Annotated in this window: 15 protein-coding genes; 8 read left to right on the top strand and 7 right to left on the bottom strand. The window is 51.9% G+C overall.

Annotated elements, in window-relative coordinates; all coding sequences use genetic code 11:
- Positions 1 to 186 precede the first annotated feature (186 nt).
- Both HWX34_RS16640 and HWX34_RS16635 read right to left on the bottom strand, forming a co-directional pair.
- Complete coding sequence (locus HWX34_RS16640; RefSeq protein WP_178973302.1) at positions 187 to 1,833, bottom strand: VWA domain-containing protein; 1,647 nt, start codon at positions 1,831 to 1,833, stop codon at positions 187 to 189.
- 9 nt (positions 1,834 to 1,842) lie between these two features.
- The gene (locus tag HWX34_RS16635) at positions 1,843 to 3,882 is read right to left on the bottom strand and encodes an AAA family ATPase (protein WP_178973301.1); all 2,040 of its coding nucleotides are present in this window, start codon (positions 3,880 to 3,882) and stop codon (positions 1,843 to 1,845) included.
- 117 nt (positions 3,883 to 3,999) lie between these two features.
- Between HWX34_RS16635 and HWX34_RS16630 the strand changes: the two genes are divergently transcribed.
- From HWX34_RS16630 to HWX34_RS16615, 4 genes are all read left to right on the top strand, one after another.
- Entirely contained in the window at positions 4,000 to 4,185 is a 186-nt protein-coding gene (locus tag HWX34_RS16630; protein WP_178973300.1) for a hypothetical protein, read from the top strand.
- Between the two features lie 105 nt (positions 4,186 to 4,290).
- Positions 4,291 to 7,773, top strand: coding sequence for a type I restriction-modification system endonuclease (gene hsdR / locus HWX34_RS16625; protein WP_178973299.1), 3,483 nt, complete (start codon positions 4,291 to 4,293; stop codon positions 7,771 to 7,773).
- A gap of 118 nt (positions 7,774 to 7,891) precedes the next feature.
- Positions 7,892 to 9,334 (top strand): N-6 DNA methylase, encoded by a 1,443-nt coding sequence (locus HWX34_RS16620; protein WP_178973298.1) that lies wholly within the window; start codon positions 7,892 to 7,894, stop codon positions 9,332 to 9,334.
- Positions 9,331 to 10,764 carry a restriction endonuclease subunit S gene (locus tag HWX34_RS16615; protein ID WP_178973297.1) on the top strand — a complete coding sequence of 478 codons (1,434 nt, stop codon included), beginning with the start codon at positions 9,331 to 9,333 and terminating at the stop codon, positions 10,762 to 10,764. The genes HWX34_RS16620 and HWX34_RS16615 overlap by 4 nt, the downstream gene beginning before the upstream one ends.
- 13 nt (positions 10,765 to 10,777) lie before the next feature.
- Here HWX34_RS16615 and HWX34_RS16610 read toward each other — a convergent pair whose 3' ends face one another.
- The gene (locus tag HWX34_RS16610) at positions 10,778 to 11,107 is read right to left on the bottom strand and encodes a hypothetical protein (RefSeq protein WP_178973296.1); all 330 of its coding nucleotides are present in this window, start codon (positions 11,105 to 11,107) and stop codon (positions 10,778 to 10,780) included.
- A 102-nt stretch (positions 11,108 to 11,209) separates the two neighbouring features.
- Between HWX34_RS16610 and HWX34_RS21625 the strand changes: the two genes are divergently transcribed.
- Together HWX34_RS21625 and HWX34_RS16600 are read left to right on the top strand one after the other, a co-directional pair.
- Complete coding sequence (locus HWX34_RS21625) at positions 11,210 to 11,377, top strand: hypothetical protein (RefSeq protein WP_178973295.1); 168 nt, start codon at positions 11,210 to 11,212, stop codon at positions 11,375 to 11,377.
- Between the two features lie 359 nt (positions 11,378 to 11,736).
- The gene (locus HWX34_RS16600; RefSeq protein WP_178973294.1) at positions 11,737 to 13,989 is read left to right on the top strand and encodes an ankyrin repeat domain-containing protein; all 2,253 of its coding nucleotides are present in this window, start codon (positions 11,737 to 11,739) and stop codon (positions 13,987 to 13,989) included.
- A gap of 111 nt (positions 13,990 to 14,100) precedes the next feature.
- On the opposite strand, the gene HWX34_RS16595 is transcribed toward HWX34_RS16600, so the two are convergent.
- Complete coding sequence (locus HWX34_RS16595) at positions 14,101 to 14,895, bottom strand: DNA adenine methylase (RefSeq protein ID WP_178973293.1); 795 nt, start codon at positions 14,893 to 14,895, stop codon at positions 14,101 to 14,103.
- Entirely contained in the window at positions 14,892 to 15,056 is a 165-nt protein-coding gene (locus HWX34_RS16590; protein ID WP_178973292.1) for a Com family DNA-binding transcriptional regulator, read from the bottom strand. The genes HWX34_RS16595 and HWX34_RS16590 overlap by 4 nt, the downstream gene beginning before the upstream one ends.
- Before the next feature lie 451 nt (positions 15,057 to 15,507).
- Here HWX34_RS16590 and HWX34_RS16585 point away from each other — a divergent pair, with 451 nt between their 5' ends.
- Both HWX34_RS16585 and HWX34_RS21620 read left to right on the top strand, forming a co-directional pair.
- Positions 15,508 to 16,569 (top strand): hypothetical protein, encoded by a 1,062-nt coding sequence (locus HWX34_RS16585; protein ID WP_178973291.1) that lies wholly within the window; start codon positions 15,508 to 15,510, stop codon positions 16,567 to 16,569.
- A 59-nt stretch (positions 16,570 to 16,628) separates the two neighbouring features.
- Positions 16,629 to 17,129 (top strand): potassium channel family protein, encoded by a 501-nt coding sequence (locus HWX34_RS21620; RefSeq protein WP_178973290.1) that lies wholly within the window; start codon positions 16,629 to 16,631, stop codon positions 17,127 to 17,129.
- 200 nt (positions 17,130 to 17,329) lie between these two features.
- On the opposite strand, the gene HWX34_RS16575 is transcribed toward HWX34_RS21620, so the two are convergent.
- Positions 17,330 to 17,710, bottom strand: coding sequence for a hypothetical protein (locus HWX34_RS16575; RefSeq protein WP_178973289.1), 381 nt, complete (start codon positions 17,708 to 17,710; stop codon positions 17,330 to 17,332).
- Positions 17,707 to 18,183, bottom strand: a complete 477-nt coding sequence (locus tag HWX34_RS16570; RefSeq protein WP_178973288.1) for a D-Ala-D-Ala carboxypeptidase family metallohydrolase — start codon at positions 18,181 to 18,183, stop codon at positions 17,707 to 17,709. Before HWX34_RS16570 ends, HWX34_RS16575 begins: the two co-directional genes overlap by 4 nt.
- Positions 18,184 to 18,430: the final 247 nt, after the last annotated feature.

The raw sequence follows: 18,430 nt of genomic DNA, 5'->3' as shown, positions 1-18,430 counted from the left end.
CATCAACCACAACCAACAACGGTACGATCCATTTCGAGTCAAGCGGAGAGACTCGGGAAGCCCGCCGCAGAAGGGTCTCAGGCCACTTTGGGCCAACTTCGGGACAGCCTCAGATGCACACCACCGACACACGCCCTGCCTTCCCCTTACACCTGCGCGCCTGATGCCTACAGGTCATGGCCAAGCTCACAACACAACGACCTCATCGCTGAAGTTGTCACTTACTCGCTGACCAGCACAAAGCACCGAGTACACCAGACAACCAAGCTTTCCCTTCTCCTTTGCAAGTAAGGAGGCAAAATCGTCGCCCAGCTGGCAGTCACCATCCGAGATCATCAGCACATCCGCCTTGAGATAGTTCTCCTCACTGGAGATCAACTCCAAGGATCGTCTCAAGGGCGTTTCGAAGTCTGTGCCACCATCAAAGCCTTGACTGAGGAAGCGTAACAACCCGGCATGGTCGCTACCATCTTCCATGGAAAATTCACGCATTTCCCCGGCGGAACCAAACATCAGCACATGCAACGAACGGCTTTCCTGACGCAAGATATTGGCAATGGCAAGCAAGAGTGCCTTGGCTTTCAGTAGTGGCTCACCACTCATGCTCGCCGAGGTATCAAGGCATGCAATCACAGGGCCAGTACGCTTCTCTTTGGCCTCGGTGGTTTCACCATCCAGGTAAGTCACCCCAGACAACTCGTAAGTCTGCAGGTTTTGCTCCAGCAAACGCGCATAGAACAGCATCTCCAGAGACTCATCTTCAAGATTCACCAATTCGGCTGGCAATAAACGCTGAAGATCTGCACTACGATGCGTGCCATGGACTTCATCTCTGCTGGCCTCCGGGATTCGGGTCTTTCGCTTCATCTCCTCTGTAATGAATGCACGTCCCATTTTGTGGACCAGTGTCTTGATGCTCTGATTATTCTGCATCAAATCAGCAAGTGCATTGAGGTCTTTACCACACTGTTGCAAGTCGGCATAAGAGAAGCGCGCATTTGGACAAAGAGCCAAGAAACCTTTTACCTCTTCATACTTCTGAACAATATCCAGCAGATTTTTATTGAAACTTCGCAACTTTATTTTTATATCGGACGGAATATCCTCATCATCAATCTCAGCAAGATAGGCCCGCGTAGCGTCAGACTCCTCGCGCATGCGCGCTGTTGAATCCGCATTCAAGACTTGATGTCTAAAATACTCTTCATTGGCAGACCAATCGGGCTCACTCGGAGGATTATTCCGGATATCGCCATCCCAATCCCATAATCTCCACTTAGTTGCGCCCAGTTTTTTCTGAGCAGTGGATTTTAACAGACTGATTGTCGGCTCCCATGTGCTGGAAAAAACACCATTCAAGACTTGATCGACCAATGGGACTGGCTTAACTCCACTTTGGGCATAATTTACACATTTGGTAGAAAACTGATGACAATTTTTGATGACCAGTCCATAAAATGCCTGTTCACCAATATGGAAGTTTGCACCTTGGCTAACATCCAAATCGCCAACAGCACCATGCCTGTCGCAGGAAACGTATATTTTACGCCCAAGCTTGCTCTTTGAGACAAATGAGCTGGCAGTACTGTGCATGACTGTGCTTTGGGCTACACCATCCACGACAATATTGGCTATCAGCCCATCCCCAACATAAATACCTGAGTGTTCAACGGCTAGCCAGAGGTCGCTATACAGCACACTACCCGACACAGGAATGACCTGCTGACGAAGGGTGCTATCAACAAAATACTTAATAGCCTTGATCCCCATCGGCAATGCAGCTGCAACCGCGCCAAGACCAGACTTAAATGCATTCGACAATAATGCAAACATGGCAAAGCCTCAAAGCCAAATATTATTTACAATCTGACTAGTCAACAAATCAACACTTTCACCCTTATCATCAAGACTTACCAACCCCTCGGGCACAGCATTAAATTTCCGCAATTTAGGGGCTTTATTTTGACTATCCCACTCCCAAACAGTATCAAAATCCCAGTGCAATGTATGTTCTAAAAATCTTTGACCGAATCTAACCTCCGGAATTTTTCCACAATTAAATCCATTTGGCTCATGAGAGCTTACATCAACAGCAACCGAATCCAATACATAATTATTTTCAAGCACTGCCGTTGAACCACCACTAGAAATTCCACATATCCTAACATCCGACGAAGATCTTTCAAGAGGCCCAACAAAACAATTCCTCACCACTCCAGACATCATGTTTACCGCAATGGTGTACAAATAAAAATAATACGAACCAGAATAATGTGCAGAACCACAAATAACGCACGAATTGACTACACTACCCTCGAGTAAATTATACGTTATTGCACCAATTTTCTCATCCCCAGATCCTTTAAAGTTCAAATTAATAATACAATTTTCAATTGTGCTTCTTTTTACATATGAAGTAACCAATACTTCGAAACTACCACACCGAGACAGCAAACAATCCTCCACCTCTCTAGCGATACTCGCAGCATGACAATCCAAAAACTGACAACCAACTGCTTTAGTAGCAATCAAATTACGGCTCGATCGACAACCTTTAACCTCACAACCATAAATCGTATCAGCCAGAGAGAATTCTCTTAATTCCAGGTTAGAAACTGAAGACTCCTCCCCTACTTTGGAGAAAATACATCCAGAGTCCTGTATTTGAAAATTCCAATAATAAACATCTTCATTGCAAAATATTAAACACCCACCTCCGTCATAATGCCCTTTAAAACCAATAGGATTCCAACTCTGCAACTGCGAGAGATCAATATCAGCTGTTTGCTTAAAGTAATACCCCATCTGGCCAACACTTGGCTGATCTAAGCCAAGAAGATCTTCGATACTACCGATCAAAATAGGGTCGTCTTCCGCACCACTACCAACATAGCCAGGAATGTTATTTTTCTTTGTATGTTTAGAAATTGGCTTTAGCTCGATCTGAGCAGTAGCACCTTGGACTACTCTAGGCTGCGTACGGCTATACAGTTGCAAAGTCTTAAGAACCAACTCCACCACTTTGGCAGCATTATCCGGATGATTCCACAGGCAATCTTTCAGCAGCATCACATCGGACAAATCCACTTCTTGCCGACAATTGGTGGCTGCCGAGACTCGCAGCAATTGCTGAATTTTCTTGAAGCGCCGGTCGGACAATTGCTCACGACGGTCTTCCTTGAACAGCTCCCGATGTTGCAGCCAGATAGTAGTAATCAGCTCGCGGATGGGTAGTGGTATCACAACACGATCAGCAAGGGACTTAATGCAGGAGATATCGTCTCTGGTGAGATGGGTTTGCAGGACAGGATCTGTACTCACCTCAAACAGGCTGTGCAGATTGTCCTCTTTCACATAATCGACAAAACTGCGCGTCAGAAAACGATCGTACAAGGCCCCTAGCTCTTCCTGGCTGGCGGGCAGCTCGTTGGATGCAGCGATCAAACCTTGCAGCGGTACTTTCTCTGCTTTGCTACCGTTGTGATAGATACGCTCATTCAGTATGGTGAGCAGCGCATTCAGGATGGACGAGCTCGCCTTGAAAATCTCATCCAGAAACGCCAGGCGTACAGAGGGCAGATAACCAGCCGTATTGCGCTTGAAACGGTCTTGCTTGAGCTCGCTGATGGACAATGGGCCAAACAGCTCTTCAGGTGTAGAGAACTTGGTCAGCAAATATTCAAAGTAGTCATCCCCGCCATTGGCCTGACCAAAACAGGAGGCAATGCGCCGCGCCACCAGACTTTTGCCCGTGCCCGGCGGCCCGATCAGCACCAGATTTTCACCAGCCAGTATTGTTAGCAAAGCCAATTTCAGGGTGGCCTCACGTTCGACAAGGCCTTGGTTCATTTCAGCAAGAAGAGATTGGAGTTTTAGTTTCATGGTATCGCATCAACAAGAGAGAGCGCCGACAACCGGCATGGATGAATTGCAGACCACTTTAATTCATTCAGCATCCAAGAAGAAGCAGATTCCAGCAGCTGACTATCAGCGATGTGAATGAGTGAAAATCTGCCTGAAGATACCGCCAATTATGCCGACGCGCCCTGCAACTGCCTTGCGCCCAGTCAGATGTCGTTTGAATACCCCTCTCCTGCAGGAAGCAACCACAACAAAGCTCCCCTGACGCTGGCGACAACAACGAAGTCGCTGCCTACACCCGATCAGCATGAAATGCACATGTAATGCAGTTAGAATAGATGCCAATTTCAATGACCCGCTGCGTCCAGGCATGGCAATCTACGCGCCAAGGCTGGGTCATGCACCCCTGATCACATGGCAGACCCAAGAATGAGTCAAAGCAATTTCGATTTTCTGGCAGAACACTCCAGCTTGTTTGTCGAACTGGCCGTTGCCGCAGAACGTGTATTTGCCAGCGACCCCAACACCACGCTGATCAAGCTACGCCAGCTGGGTGAGGCCATGGCGCAAGATCTGGCCGTACGCAACGGGGTGCCGTTTGACGACCAGACCAACCAGATAGACCTGCTGCAGAAGCTCAAGCGCGAGCTGAACCTGGATGCGCAGGTACTGAGCCTGTTCCACACCTTGCGCATTGAAGGCAACCGCGCTACACACCAGTTTCATACCCGGCACAAAGACGCCATGGATGGGCTACGGGTAGCCCGTGCGCTGGCCATCTGGTTCCATCAATCGTTCAGCAAGGCAGGACTGAGTTTCAAGCCCGGCCCCTTCACGCCCCCGGCAGACCCCAGCCTGCAACTGCGAGAACTGCAGGAACAGATTGAACAGCTCAAAGCCACGCTGAGTGACAGCCGCCAGGTGCAGGAGAGCAATCAGGAACTGGTGAGCCTGCTGGAGCAGGAACGTGAGCAGTATGAGGTACTGGCCAAGCAGATGGAGGTGGAGGCACACACCTATGAAGCGCTGGCACGGGAACATGAAGCACGACTTGTGTCGATGCGCACGGATTTCGAACAGCAACTGGCTGCGCTGCAAGCCAGACTGGACCAGAGCACCAGCCAGCAGAACCGCAAGAAGACAGCCGCGGCGGGCAAGCATATCTATCTGGACGAAGCCCTCACCCGCATCATCATTGACCAGCAGCTGATTGCTGCGGGGTGGGAGGCTGATACCACCGCACTGACCTACGCCAAGGGTGCACGGCCGGAGATTGGCAAAAACAAAGCCATTGCCGAATGGCCATGCAGTGGCAAACAGTCTGCCGACTACATCCTGTTTGCCGGGCTTACCCCGATTGCCGCCGTTGAAGCCAAACGGAAAAACGTAAATGTCTCCGGCAAGATTGAGCAGGCCGAACGCTACTCCCGCTGCCTGGCCAACACCCACGGACTGAAGGCAGCCTGGCAGCTGGCCGGGCAAAACGCCCCATGGACAGCCGGGCCATGTGAAAACTGGCCGCAGTTCTACCAGCTGCCTTTTGTTTACTCTTGCAATGGTCGCCCCTACATCAAGCAATCGGAAGAACTGAGCGGCACCTGGTTCCGTGATGTACGCAAAAACAGCAATCTGGCACGCGCGCTGGTGGACTTCCATCGCCCGGAACAACTGCTGGACCTGCTATCCCGCAGCAAGGAAGAAGCCGAACAAAAACTGGCCAGCGAAGGCTTCGCCTACCTCAAGTTGCGTCCCTATCAAGAGCTGGCCATTCAATCGGTGGAAAACGCCCTTGCCAACGACCAGCGCCAAGCCCTGCTGGCCATGGCCACCGGCACGGGAAAAACCCGCACCATCATTGGCCTGATTTATCGCTTCCTCAAGGCAGAGCGCTTCAAGCGCATTCTGTTCCTGGTGGACCGCACTGCGCTGGGCGACCAGGCCCAGGGCGCGTTTGACGAAGCCATCCTCGAACAGAACCTGCCGCTCTCCAAGCATTACAATATTGCCGAGCTGGACGACCTGATCGCCGATGACGCAGACCGCGTGCACGTGGCCACCGTGCAGGCCATGGTCAAACGGGTATTGTCCTCTGACAACCCGCCGGGCGTCGGTGCATACGACTGCATCATCGTGGACGAAGCACACCGCGGCTACACTCTGGACCAGGAAATGACCGAAGGCGAGCAGGCCATGCGCGACCAGGAGCAGTACCAGTCACGCTATCGCCAGGTGCTGGACTACTTTGACGCTGTCAAAATTGCCCTCACCGCCACGCCCGCCAAGCACACCTCGGACATCTTCGGCCACCCCGTCTATACCTACAGCTACCGCGAAGCCGTCGCCGACGACTGGCTGATCGACCACGAACCACCTATCCGCTATGAAACCCTGCTGTCCCAAAATGGCATCTCCTTTGCCAAAGGCAGCACGGTGACGGTGGTGGACACCCGCAGCGGCGAAATTGACACGGCACATCTGGAAGACGACCTCAATTTCGACGTCGAAAGCTTCAACCGCGGCGTCATCACCGAACCGTTCAATCGGGTCATCTGCAACGAACTGGCCAAAGAGCTGGACCCATTTGGCGATGAGAAAACCATGATCTTCTGCGCCACCGACGCCCATGCCGACATGGTAAAACGCCTGCTCGACGAGGCATTCAAAGAACTGTACGGCGAAGAATACAACCAGGAAGCCGTCAAGAAAATCACCGGCAAATCCGACAAGGTGGACCAACTGATCCGCCGCTACAAGAACGAGCAATACCCCAACATCGCCATTACCGTAGACCTGCTCACCACCGGCATCGACGTGCCACGCATCTGTCACCTGGTCTTCATGCGCCGGGTACGCTCCCGCATTCTGTATGAGCAGATGATAGGCCGGGCCACCCGCCGTTGCGACGACATCGGCAAAACCGTATTCAAGATCTACGACCCGGTAGACATCTACGCCGCGCTGGAAGACGTCAACACCATGAAACCCCTGGTGAAGAATGTCGCCATCACGCTGGACCAACTGATTGATGAGCTGGACGACCCGGCCAGCCAAACCGTGCCCGGCAGTGCCGAAAACAAAACCCACGCCGACGACGTGCTGGCCATGATCAGCCAGAAGGTCATGCGTGTGCTGCGCAAGGCCGAGAACAAGGCTGAAAAAAACCCGCAGCTACGCCAGAAGCTGGACGAGCTGTCACAGCAATGGGGCGTCGAGCCCGCCAAACTGCACCAACACCTGCACCAGATGGGCCCGCAGGCAGCCTCGCAGTTCTTGAAACAGCACAAAACGCTGACCCGCCAGCTGGAAGAAGTCAGCCAGCTGATTGGCAGCCTGTATCGGCCCGTTATCTCCCAACACGAGGACAAACTGGTCAGCCGCGAGCAAACCTATGGTGACCACGGCAAACCAGCCGACTTCCTGGAAAGCTTCCATCACTTCATTACCCAGCAGCTCAACCAGTCGGCCGCCTTGTCGGTAGTGGTCAACCGACCCAAAGACCTCACCCGCGAGCAATTGAAAGAAGTACGCCTGCTGCTGGACCAGAACGGCTTTACCGAAGCCACGCTGAAAGCCGCCTGGCGCACCCAGACCAACCAGGACATCGCCGCAGGCATCATCGGCTATATCCGGCAAACCGCCATTGGCAGCGCCCTGCTACCGTTTGAACAACGCGTCGCCAATGCCATGGCCAAACTCTACCAGTCCCATGCCTGGACACCACCCCAAAGGAACTGGCTAGAACGGCTGGCCAAGCAACTTACCCACGAAGCCGTCATCGATCGTGACTTCATCAACAGCAACCCTGCATTTGCACAAAGTGGTGGTGCCAAGACGATGGATAGAATCCTCGGCCAGCAGCTGGACTCAGTACTGGACCAACTGGCTGAAACCCTGTGGACCGATGCAGCGTAAATCATGCAAGGCTCCGCATTAGGCAAACGGCGGAGCCATCGTTACAATCCCGACATCTTTCTCCCGGCGGCAGCGCAGCACCCCTGTGCTGCCGCCCGCATCACCACTAACAGACACCATGAACCAAAACGATATTGTCCAGAAGCTCTGGAACCTGTGCGACGTACTGCGCGACGACGGCATCAACTACAGCGACTACGTGACCGAACTGGTCCTGCTGCTGTTCATCAAAATGGAATACGAGAACACCCAGTCCGGCGTGCTGCAACAGCACAAACTGCCGGAATACGCCCGCTGGGATGTTCTGACCAAGCTATCCGGCATCAACCTGCTCAACTATTACCGCCAGACCCTGCTCAAACTCAGCGTGGATCAGGACCCGCTGATTGCCGCCATTTATGCCGATGCGCAAACCCGCCTGCGCGAACCGCGCCATCTGGAACAGCTGATTACCGCACTGGATGGCATCGACTGGTTCTCGGCACAGAAAGACGGCCTGGGCGACCTGTATGAAGGCCTGCTGGAAAAAAACGCCAACGAAACCAAATCCGGCGCTGGACAGTACTTCACTCCGCGCCCGCTGATCGACAGCATCGTCGCGCTGCTGGCACCGCAAGCCGGTGAAACCATTCAAGACCCGGCCGCAGGCACTGCAGGCTTCCTGATTGCCGCCGACAGCTACATCAAGGCACAAACCGACGACCTGTTCGACCTGACCGACAAGCAACAGGCCTTCCAGCGCAACCAGGCCTATCTCGGCATGGAGCTGGTACCTGGCACCCGCCGCCTGGCGCTGATGAACTGCCTGCTGCACGGCATGGAAGGCGACAATGAGGGCGTGGTGCATCTGGGCAATACCCTGGGCAGTGTCGGTAGCCAGCTGCCCAAGGTCGACATCATGCTCAGCAACCCGCCGTTTGGCACGGCCAAGGGCGGCGGCGGCCCCACCCGCGATGACCTCACCTTCGATACCAGCAACAAGCAACTGGCCTTCCTACAGCACATCTACCGCCACCTGAAAGACGGCGGCCGCGCAGCCGTCGTGCTGCCCGACAACGTGCTGTTTGAAGCAGGCGTCGGCACCGACATCCGCCGCGACCTGATGGACAAGTGCGATCTGCACACCATCCTGCGCCTGCCCACCGGCATTTTTTATGCCCAGGGCGTCAAAACCAATGTGTTGTTCTTCCGCAAGGTCAGCGACAAGGCCACCGCCAGCACCCAGCAAGTCTGGGTGTACGACTTGCGCGCCAACATGCCCAAATTTGGTAAGCGCACCCCACTCACCCGTGGCCACTTTGCAGACTTCGAAGCTGCCTACAGCAGCAACGCACGCACCGACCAGGGTGAAACCGGCCGCTTCCGCGCCTTTAGCCGCGACTGGATACGCGAGCGCGGCGACAGCCTGGACATCTCCTGGCTGAAAGACGACAACGCCGAAGACGCCGCCGAACTGCCCGAGCCTGGCGTGCTGGCCCGCGAAGCCATCGACGAGCTGAATGGTGCGCTAGACGAATTGGCCGCGATTCTGGCTGAACTGGGTGAAGAGGTGGCGGAATGAGTGAGTTGCCGAAGGGGTGGATATCAGCAAAATTCTCAGAACTGAATCAATTTTCAAGTTCGACAATTGAGCCCACAAAGTCGAGTTGTGAGACTTTCGAGCTGTATAGCGTTCCAGCATTTCCAATGCGCTCACCGGAACTTGCACTTGGAAGTGATATCGGATCTACAAAGCAGACAGTTGCTGAAAATGATGTTTTAGTTTGCAAAATTAATCCAAGGATTAATCGAGTTTGGACAGTTTTAAAATGCAGCAGCTACCGAAAGATTGCTTCATCAGAGTGGATTGGATTTCGTTCAGTAGCTTTACATAGCCGATATGCACAGTTCTATTTTCAAAGCCCGAAGTTTAGGGATCTATTGTGTGCAGATGTGACTGGTGTTGGTGGCTCATTGACTCGTGCACAGCCCAAACGGGTTGCGACTTTCGACGTCCCCGTTGCCCCGCTCCCCGAACAAAAACGCATCGCAGAAAAGCTCGATGCAACCTTGGCGCGGGTTGACGCCTGCCGTGAACGCCTCACCCGCATCACCCCCACCCTCAAGCGCTTCCGCCAATCGGTGCTGGCTGCGGCTACCAGTGGACAACTGACGGCGGATTGGCGGGAGGGGCAATGCAATCTCGATGTAGACTCTATAAGTATAGAATTAACGGACAGTTCCAACACGCCGGTTAATTTACCTAGCCGATCAAATCCATTCACAATCAAGCGGGATTGGACATTTTATCCTGTAACAACATTGTCTCAAGTTGCCGATTCTCGCCTTGGGAAGATGCTTGACAAGGCAAAGAACAGCGGGAATCCAACACCATACTTAGGAAATATTAACGTAAGGTGGTTTTCTTTCGATGTCACAAATTTACAAAAAATATACATTGAAGAAAAGGAAGCCGAGGAGTTAAGGCTCAGAAAAGGAGATGTATTGATTTGTGAAGGTGGCGAGCCTGGTCGTTGTGCCATATGGATGCAAGAAAGTAGTGAAATAATTTTTCAAAAAGCGCTTCATCGTGTCAGGCCACATCAGGGAGTGCTTCTTTCCTCTTGGTTAGTGTATTCACTTAAATTTGCTGCTGAATCAAAAAGACTAGATGAATACTTTACTGGCACAACAATCAAACATTTTACTGGACGTTCACTCGCTAAATACGAGCTACCACTTCCATCTTTATCTGAACAAATTGAAATTGTCCGCCGTGTCGAAACGCTCTTCGCTTTCGCCGACCGCCTCGAAGCCCGCCTCGCCAGCGCCACGGCTGCCGCCGAGCGCCTGACGCCGTCGCTGCTGGCCAAAGCCTTCCGTGGCGAGTTGGTGCCGCAAGACCCTAACGACGAACCGGCCAGCGAGCTGCTCAAACGCCTGGCTGCCAGCCGGGAATCCGCAGGCAAGGCACCCAAGGCCAAGCGTGGCCGCAAACCTGCTGCGGCATAAAGCTGCGGCCCCGTCAGGCAGGCCGTCGCCACAAGGTGGTGACGCCTGGCCACTGACGGTACTGCGCCCTCGGCAGACTCCCCCTAAAACAACCCTCCCCCCCCTCAGCCGGCCGCCAGTTGGTAATCACCAGCTCGCGGCTGGCTTCTGGTTTGCCCTTGTTATTGCTTATGCTGTACTTGATATCCAGCCCCTCCATCCAGAAGCCGTCAAAGGCGGCACGGATGTCGGGGTGGTCGTTGATGCTCACCATCACCCGGCCCTGGCAGCTGCGCATGACGCTGGCCAGCTGCCGATACTGGTCGACGTCAAAGGACACGCCGTAGCTATACGGTTGGCGCATTTTTTCAAAAAAATTGACGCATTACGCGGATGACAGTTAGCCCTTCCAAAACCTACGATTCACTCCGTTGCCGACGTGGCAACTCAACAGGAGATTTGAATCATGTCTAAAAAATCCTCATCCACATCTCGCACACCAATGACTCCTGGTGCAGCAGCTCGCATTCAATCAGCTGAAGCTCGCGCCGGTAACGGTCAAGTGTCCTCGGGCAGCTTTACAAGCCGGGCCCAGCGTGCCGCAGCAAATAACACTGCCCCCAAGAAGCCTTGATCGAAAAGGCTTGGGCTGTATCAATACGCCCAAGCCTCTCATTGCGAAAAATGGTGATGAAATACAGCAACAACAAGGACTTTGCAGAGTTCATCCGATTCCTGGTTAGAAAAGGTTGGCAATTCTGCCGGGGCCGCAAACATGGAATACTCACCTCACCAGCAGGGCGGCGTATCCCTGTACCTTGCACTCCCAGTGATCATCGGGCTTTGAGAAACTTTCAACGTGATATCCGCAAGTTGGAACAACTCATCTGTTACACATCCCGATGAATTATCCACACATGAGCAGGAATCCACTGGCGACTGGATAGACCGCAGCGTCGACTTATTACATCTAAATTTTGAGTAGGAAACCTTATGTCAGCATTTGCTTCGCCCCCTCGCACCCGTGCACCTTACCCTCGGGTGGGAGAGTTGCTACAGCAATGGGTTATGGCTTTTGACACCAAGAGCAATCATCGCGATGTAGATCGGCTAGCTCGTGAAGGCGACAATAATTGGCAGTTACTTGAACGCATGTTTCGGGAACGGCTTCTGGAGCCCATGTCTTCCTGGGGTGGGGAAACCATGTCTCGCAAGGTAGGGGACTTCCTTACAGTATTCAGTGATGACTATCGCAGCCTGGTTCGATCAGTTTCCTTGGCAGGTTTGCCCAGGAATCTAGCCAATCAGATTTTGGCAGATATCATTTTCATCCCCGCCATAAAAAACCTGTTGGTCAGTTGCCAAGAAGACTGGGGAGGACCCGACCTTGATGCACTGATAGATCCAGCTAACAACCCCTTTGCTGTGGTGCTTGAATGGGGAGCAAAGCAGGCTGGTTCATTGGATAGCAGTCTTGCCAGCCTGGCCTATGGCGGAGACGAGGATGCCGACAAGTTTGGGCGTGAGAAGCTCGCACGATGGTGTAAAGGCCAGCAGTTACCGGACCTAGCAAGTTTGCGTCTGCTCGTACGGGAACTACGGAAACTACGGAAACTACAACCTGCAAGCTCCGACCTAGGTAATCACTGGCAAAACCTACTGAGATGGCTGTGGCTCACTCGCGCATGCTTATATCTTGCAGAGCACACCGGGAACGTAACGCTTTATCGCGAAGCGTTGGCCATGCAGTGGCAATCCCAGCGCCCTATGAAATCACAGGAGGATCGCTTACGCCATGTCGCCGCAAAGGCTCGCAAGTTGTGCCCAGGCTTTGAACTATTTCGTAAGCTGGGCGAAACATTGTTACATCCAGCACGGCCGAAGTCGCCGCAGGACCTCACAAAAGTCCAAGAGATTCTTGTTAAATACGCACAATCACCTTCTGATTGGGACCCTGCAGGCCTAGTGCACTATCGCTATTGTTGGATGCTGGGGCGGTTCTATTTGCTACAGGGTGAATATGAAAAAGCCGTACCTATTTACTTAAGCGCAGTTGAAGAAGCCTTGTTTCGTGCAGGTACCGACCAAGCGACCTTATTGCAAGAGGCAATGACAATCATCGCCTGTTTCGGATCACTGCCACAACTGAAGCATCTGAAAGAAGCGCAGATAAGTTTGGGCCTAGTTGCCACCCCAATGCCAGAGGACATCGGCGTCGTTGCACCATGGGAGGTAGACCGACTGACTCGTCAATTTAGTCAGGAATTCCCACCCAGCGGACGTTTTCCCGGGGTAGCTGCGATTCCTACGAAACACCCAATAGGAGAACTATGTTTGAGCTCAGATGAAAAACCCTACCTGAAGCCCGTGCTAAGTGTTCCTGATCGCGAGAAGACGATCCATGATCAGCACGGTAATAAGTACAAGAAACCGCAATTGATATGGTGTTCTACATTTGGACAGGCCGACGATGTGAAGGCGCTGCTGGCCGCCGGTGCATCGGTTGATGCACTGGATAAAAATGGGGCATCTGCCTTGCTTTGTGCCTTGCAAAGAGCAGATGACCTTAACGACAGATCGGTACTGGATGTGCTGCTAGAGGTATCTCACCAGCCAGCCACACTCAATCGGCCTACCAACAAAAAGCACTTGACCCCCCTGCTGCTTGCAATCGAGCTGGGAGATCCCGCCATCGTAGCGAAACTGCTGGAAATGAAGGCCGATCCCAATCAGAGGGGCAACGTTATTTCCCAAACTCCACTTTATCTTTGCATAGAGAAATTCAGTTGTTTGCTTCCGCCCGAAAGGACAACACAGAATTTGCGCAATGCTGAGAATGAGCCACATAGTGCGGAAATTTCTCGCCGGTATGGGAGTTCATTTGCCTTGCCACCAGAACTACTCAAAACCCCAAGAGCACAAGCCATAAAAGCAGAGTTGACAACGCTCTTATTGAATCAAGCGAAAAGCCGTTACACAGAAACTTCGCTCATGGCGATAGTCAATTTGTTACTGCAGTCTGGTGCCAGGCCCAATGATCGGACACCCACCCTAGGACGGACTCCATTGCACTTGGCTGCTGAACTTGATGCGGTCACAGCATTCGAACTGATGTTAGCAAAGGGGGGGGATCCTGCACTCTGCGATAACGATGGTAATGATTGCCGCATCATTGCTACTGGCTTCAAATCCCCAAACGTACTATCACTCCTAGACCGCCTGTCCGACGTATGCGATGCAAATTGACTGCCTGACAGCTAGTAAATAACTAGGAACCCTTGCAAGCGCAGATGGGCGATTGAGGGACTAAATGCTGCTTCAACCAAGAAGCAGCATTTAGTCCCTCAGCCCCACCCCCTAAAACAACCCTCCCCCTTCATCCGGCCGCCAGTTGGTAATCACCAGCTCGCGGCTGGTTTCCGGTTTCCCCTGGTTGTTACCCGTGCTGTACTTGATATCCAGCCCTTCCATCCAGAAGCCGTCAAAGGCGGCGCGGATGTCGGGGTGGTCGTTGATGCTCACCATCACCCTGCCCTGACAGCTGCGCATGGCGCTGGCCAGCTGCCGGTACTGATCGAAGTCGAAGGGCACGCCGTAGCCTTCGGTTTGCCAGTACGGCGGATCAGCATAGAAGAAGGTATGGGCGCGGTCGTAGCGGGCCAGGCAATCCTGCCAACTCAGGTTCTCCACATTGGCCCCGGCCAGGCGCAGGTGGGCGGCGCTGAGGTTCTCTTCGATGCGGCACAGGTTGATCATCGGCGCAGTGGTGGCGGTGCCATAGGTCTGGCCCTGCACCTTGCCGCCAAAGGCGTGCTGTTGCAGGTAATAAAAGCGCGCAGCGCGCTGGATGTCGGTGAGGGTTTCCGGCCGGGTGAGCTGCTGCCACCTGAACACCTCGCGGCTGCTAATGGCCCATTTGAACTGGCGGACAAACTCCTCCAGATGGTGCTGCACCACACGGTACAGATTCACCAGCTCGCCATTCACATCGTTCAGTACCTCGGTTCTGGCCGGTACCTGGCGCAGGAAATACAGCGCCGCGCCACCGCAAAACAACTCCACATAACACTCATGCGGCGGGAACAGCGGCAACAGTCTGTCCGCCAGACGGCGCTTGCCGCCCAGCCAGGGAATGATGGGACTTGGGGTCATGCACGATCCTCCGTGGGCGTTCGCAGACACTCGGATGGGAGGCTCGCGGCCTTCAGGTGGTTGATGGCCCGGCAGCGCGGACACTTGATGACAAGGGTGGAGTACCACCCTTCGGCCAGTTTACGGCCGCATTGGCCGCAACGGATCTCGGGATAAGACATCTGCAAGGTGTTCCTGGTAAAGGAAGCCGCTAGACTGGCCACACTTTCAGCTGAAGGTGGCAGCCTTGGGCTGGCTTGCAGGGATGATCTGCGGGTCAGCTGTCCGGGTGGGTGTTGGACGCACCCGCCCGGTCGCTGTTCTTAATGAGGCATCCACACTAAGGTATATGGAATTTTTCCGTGCACAATAAAGTCAATTGGCATACTATTACTTTGAAAGCATGCTCTTATTAAATTATAGCATTCGGCAAACATGGTGCTTATTACTAAAAGTTCTTAAAAACTGCATAGACGCCTCACACTTAAACCAAAAATATACTATCTAAAGATAATAAACAATACAACCACAATGCAAAAAATTTAAAGAAAATTTTCACAAATATATTCAAAATAAATCTATCTTTATTATTGCAAGATATTCACTCATAACCCTCAACCAATTGAGAAGCCCATGGCAAGAAAATATCAATATTTACTTCAAATATCTCTTGAAGGCTCAGCTTCGGATAACTTATTTAAAAATGATATTCAGTATGCAGGGGGAGGCAGTCGACTTGATCATATCACAATCGACGAAAACTTAATCACTCTCAAATGCGAGAGAGTCAGCCTAATTGATCTAGATGGTGTCTTTATCAATTACCAAAGTGCGATTTATAGTCAAGTAGCAAAAGGAATATCATTCTACATCTGCTCCAAGCAAGCAATTCCAAAAATTGAAAGAATATCACTCGCAGCAAAACGTGGAGACAATATAGTAAGTGAGAAAATTATCACAAAAGCAGAACTCAAAGACCCAGGGGCTTTACTATCTAAATTCACAGCAAACTTTGATATAAATTCTCTAAAAACTATATTTGACGAATCTGAAAAATCCTCCACGATATTAAAAGCAATTTCATATTTAATTAGATCAAAAACAAAAGTCGATCCATTCGATCAATTCGACTCTCTATGGAAGGCATACAATGCCATTTATCGGATCATTGGAAAATCAAAAAAAGACCATGACTGTCAAGTAGCTTTAAGAAATTTTCTTATAAAGAACAAGTGTGCATCCAAAAATACCGCAAAAAAAATAACCGGAATAAGTGCAACGTCCTTGCGATCACTACTAAGATGGCGTGCGCTTATTCTTAATGATTACGAAAACGCTGCTAAATCTCAAGCCTTTTGTGATTTTATTTTGCGTTACAAAGACCCCAGAATCATGGAAGTTATCAGAGAAATTCTGCCATACCGCACAAAATTCCTAACCGATTCAAATTTGCTAGAAACAGTCGAAGACCACATTGATAAAAACATTAGAAACAATGTAAAATGCGACGAAGAAGTCATTGCACTAATATGCATTAAGTACATGTATTTTGTTCGAAACAAATCAGCACATGGAGAACGCCTCGACCGAATAATTGGCCTAAAAACCAAGGAGTCGAAAGAAATAAAATGGCTTAGCGATTTACTAGAAACCCTCATTATTGATTTAATTAATGCAAATCATATTTACCATTAAACAAAATCAGCAACAACCAGCCAAATATAAACAAATCACTCAAAAATTAATAGAAATATATGGAAAAATTAAAATCACTAGCGAAATTAATTACGCTTGCATTATGTATATTTTCTCCACTAATCATAACAATGTGCTATCAACATTCACAACGATATGTTTCAAACTACACTCTGAGCATTCACACACTAATTCTCAACCTAGTCGCAATCTTACTTAGCTATGCAACCCTCACCAAATACATTACAAAATACTTAAATACCTTTGAACAAAAACAACTTTACATCATTCCGCCAATATTTATGGTCGGATGTATGTTCTATATAATGATATTTGGAAATATATGGAATAGTTATGGACCATTAGCAACAGCACAGATGAGCTATGGGATTCTTAATAAAATATACTTGTCATCCACAATATTTACAACAACTGGATTCGGAGATATCTCACCATCCTCACCCGAATCAAAGCTATTAGCAATCTTTGAACAGATCTTCGGAGTTACATTTATATCCACATATATTTGCATTATCATCTCAAAACTTCGTCAAAATTAGTTATCAACATCACAACACAGTAGTTCAAAAAATTTATTATAATTATTTGAACTGCATAGGCGCTGCCCCGGCAGCGCCTTTTTCATTCCCGCCGCCCGGCCTGCACCAGCCCCGCCCTTTCCACCACGCATTGCCCGTATAGCGCTGCCAGTTGCAGGTAGCGCTGGGCGAGGTCGTCCCAGCTGGGGTTGTCGGGTGGGTCAATGATCGGCAGCGGGCGGGTGAGGCTGGGCGGTGGTGATGGTGTGGTTGATGGTGGCGATGGCGGTTTGAAGCTGTTGCAGGCGGCCAGCATCGAGGTGGCAATCAGCAGGCAGTGGCGTGGTTTGGGCATGGCGGCGGTAGTCCTGTTGCTGGCGGGCGCTGGTGCTGGCCAGCCGGGTGGTGTGTTGTTGTACCCGGTCGGCAATGGCGGCCAGGCGTTGGGTTTGGGTGACGTAGTCGGCCAGGGCTTGCTGGGCTTGTTGCAGTTGCTGGGTGTTGGCTTCGCTAGCGAGCTGGTCGCCCTTGCTGTGCCAACCGTGCCACCAGCTGGCGGCCAGCAGAGCTGCGCCCAGCACAGTGAGGGGTAGCGGCTTCATGCTTGCAGGCCCGGCAGGTAGACGGTGTGGCCATCGCGTTTGATGGCAGTGAGGAGCTGGCTGCGGCCGTGGGCGGGGGGCAGGCGGAAGCCGATATGTACCCAGCCACCGCTGTGCGGAAATTCGCAGATGAGCTGATCGAAGGTGATGTGGCCTGCGGCGCGGGCGGCTTCGATGGCCTGGCAGATGGCCAGCGGCTTGCCGTACCGCGGCGCGACAAAATCGCAGGCCAGGCCGTGGCGGTGGGCACTGGTGGGCGAGCCGCCAACGGCTTTGTTGACCAGCTCGCTGCGGTAGCAGGACAGCACGGTGATGGGCACATCGCCCAGCAGGCTGCGGATTTGTTCCATGCGCTGGGCGGTGTGGCGGATGTAGTCGATTTCGGCCGGTGTCGGCAGATTGGCCAGGCCCTGACGAGCGGCGGTGGCGCTATGGGTGAGTTCGCGCAGGGTGAAGTGCGGGGTGAGTTGCATGGTGGACTCCGGACGTAAAAAAGCCCGCACGGGGCGGGCTATGGCTGTCCTGCTGGTCAGCTGTGGACGATGGCTGTTTTTCTTAAGATTTGGTACTACTTTTTGATACTATAATCATGAAGCGACAGCATCAGGAAACGCTACGGTTGATTTTCAACCGCCCCGTCAGCGGCAATATCCGCTGGAAAGAGATTGAGGCCCTGCTGCTGGCACTGGGGGCGGAGATTGAAGAACGTGCCGGATCACG

It is taken from the genome of Aquitalea sp. LB_tupeE, assembly GCF_013391415.1.
Lineage (GTDB): Bacteria > Pseudomonadota > Gammaproteobacteria > Burkholderiales > Chromobacteriaceae > Aquitalea.
The sequence above is the reverse complement of the archived record's forward strand: the minus strand, read 5'-3'. Positions and strand labels throughout refer to the sequence as shown.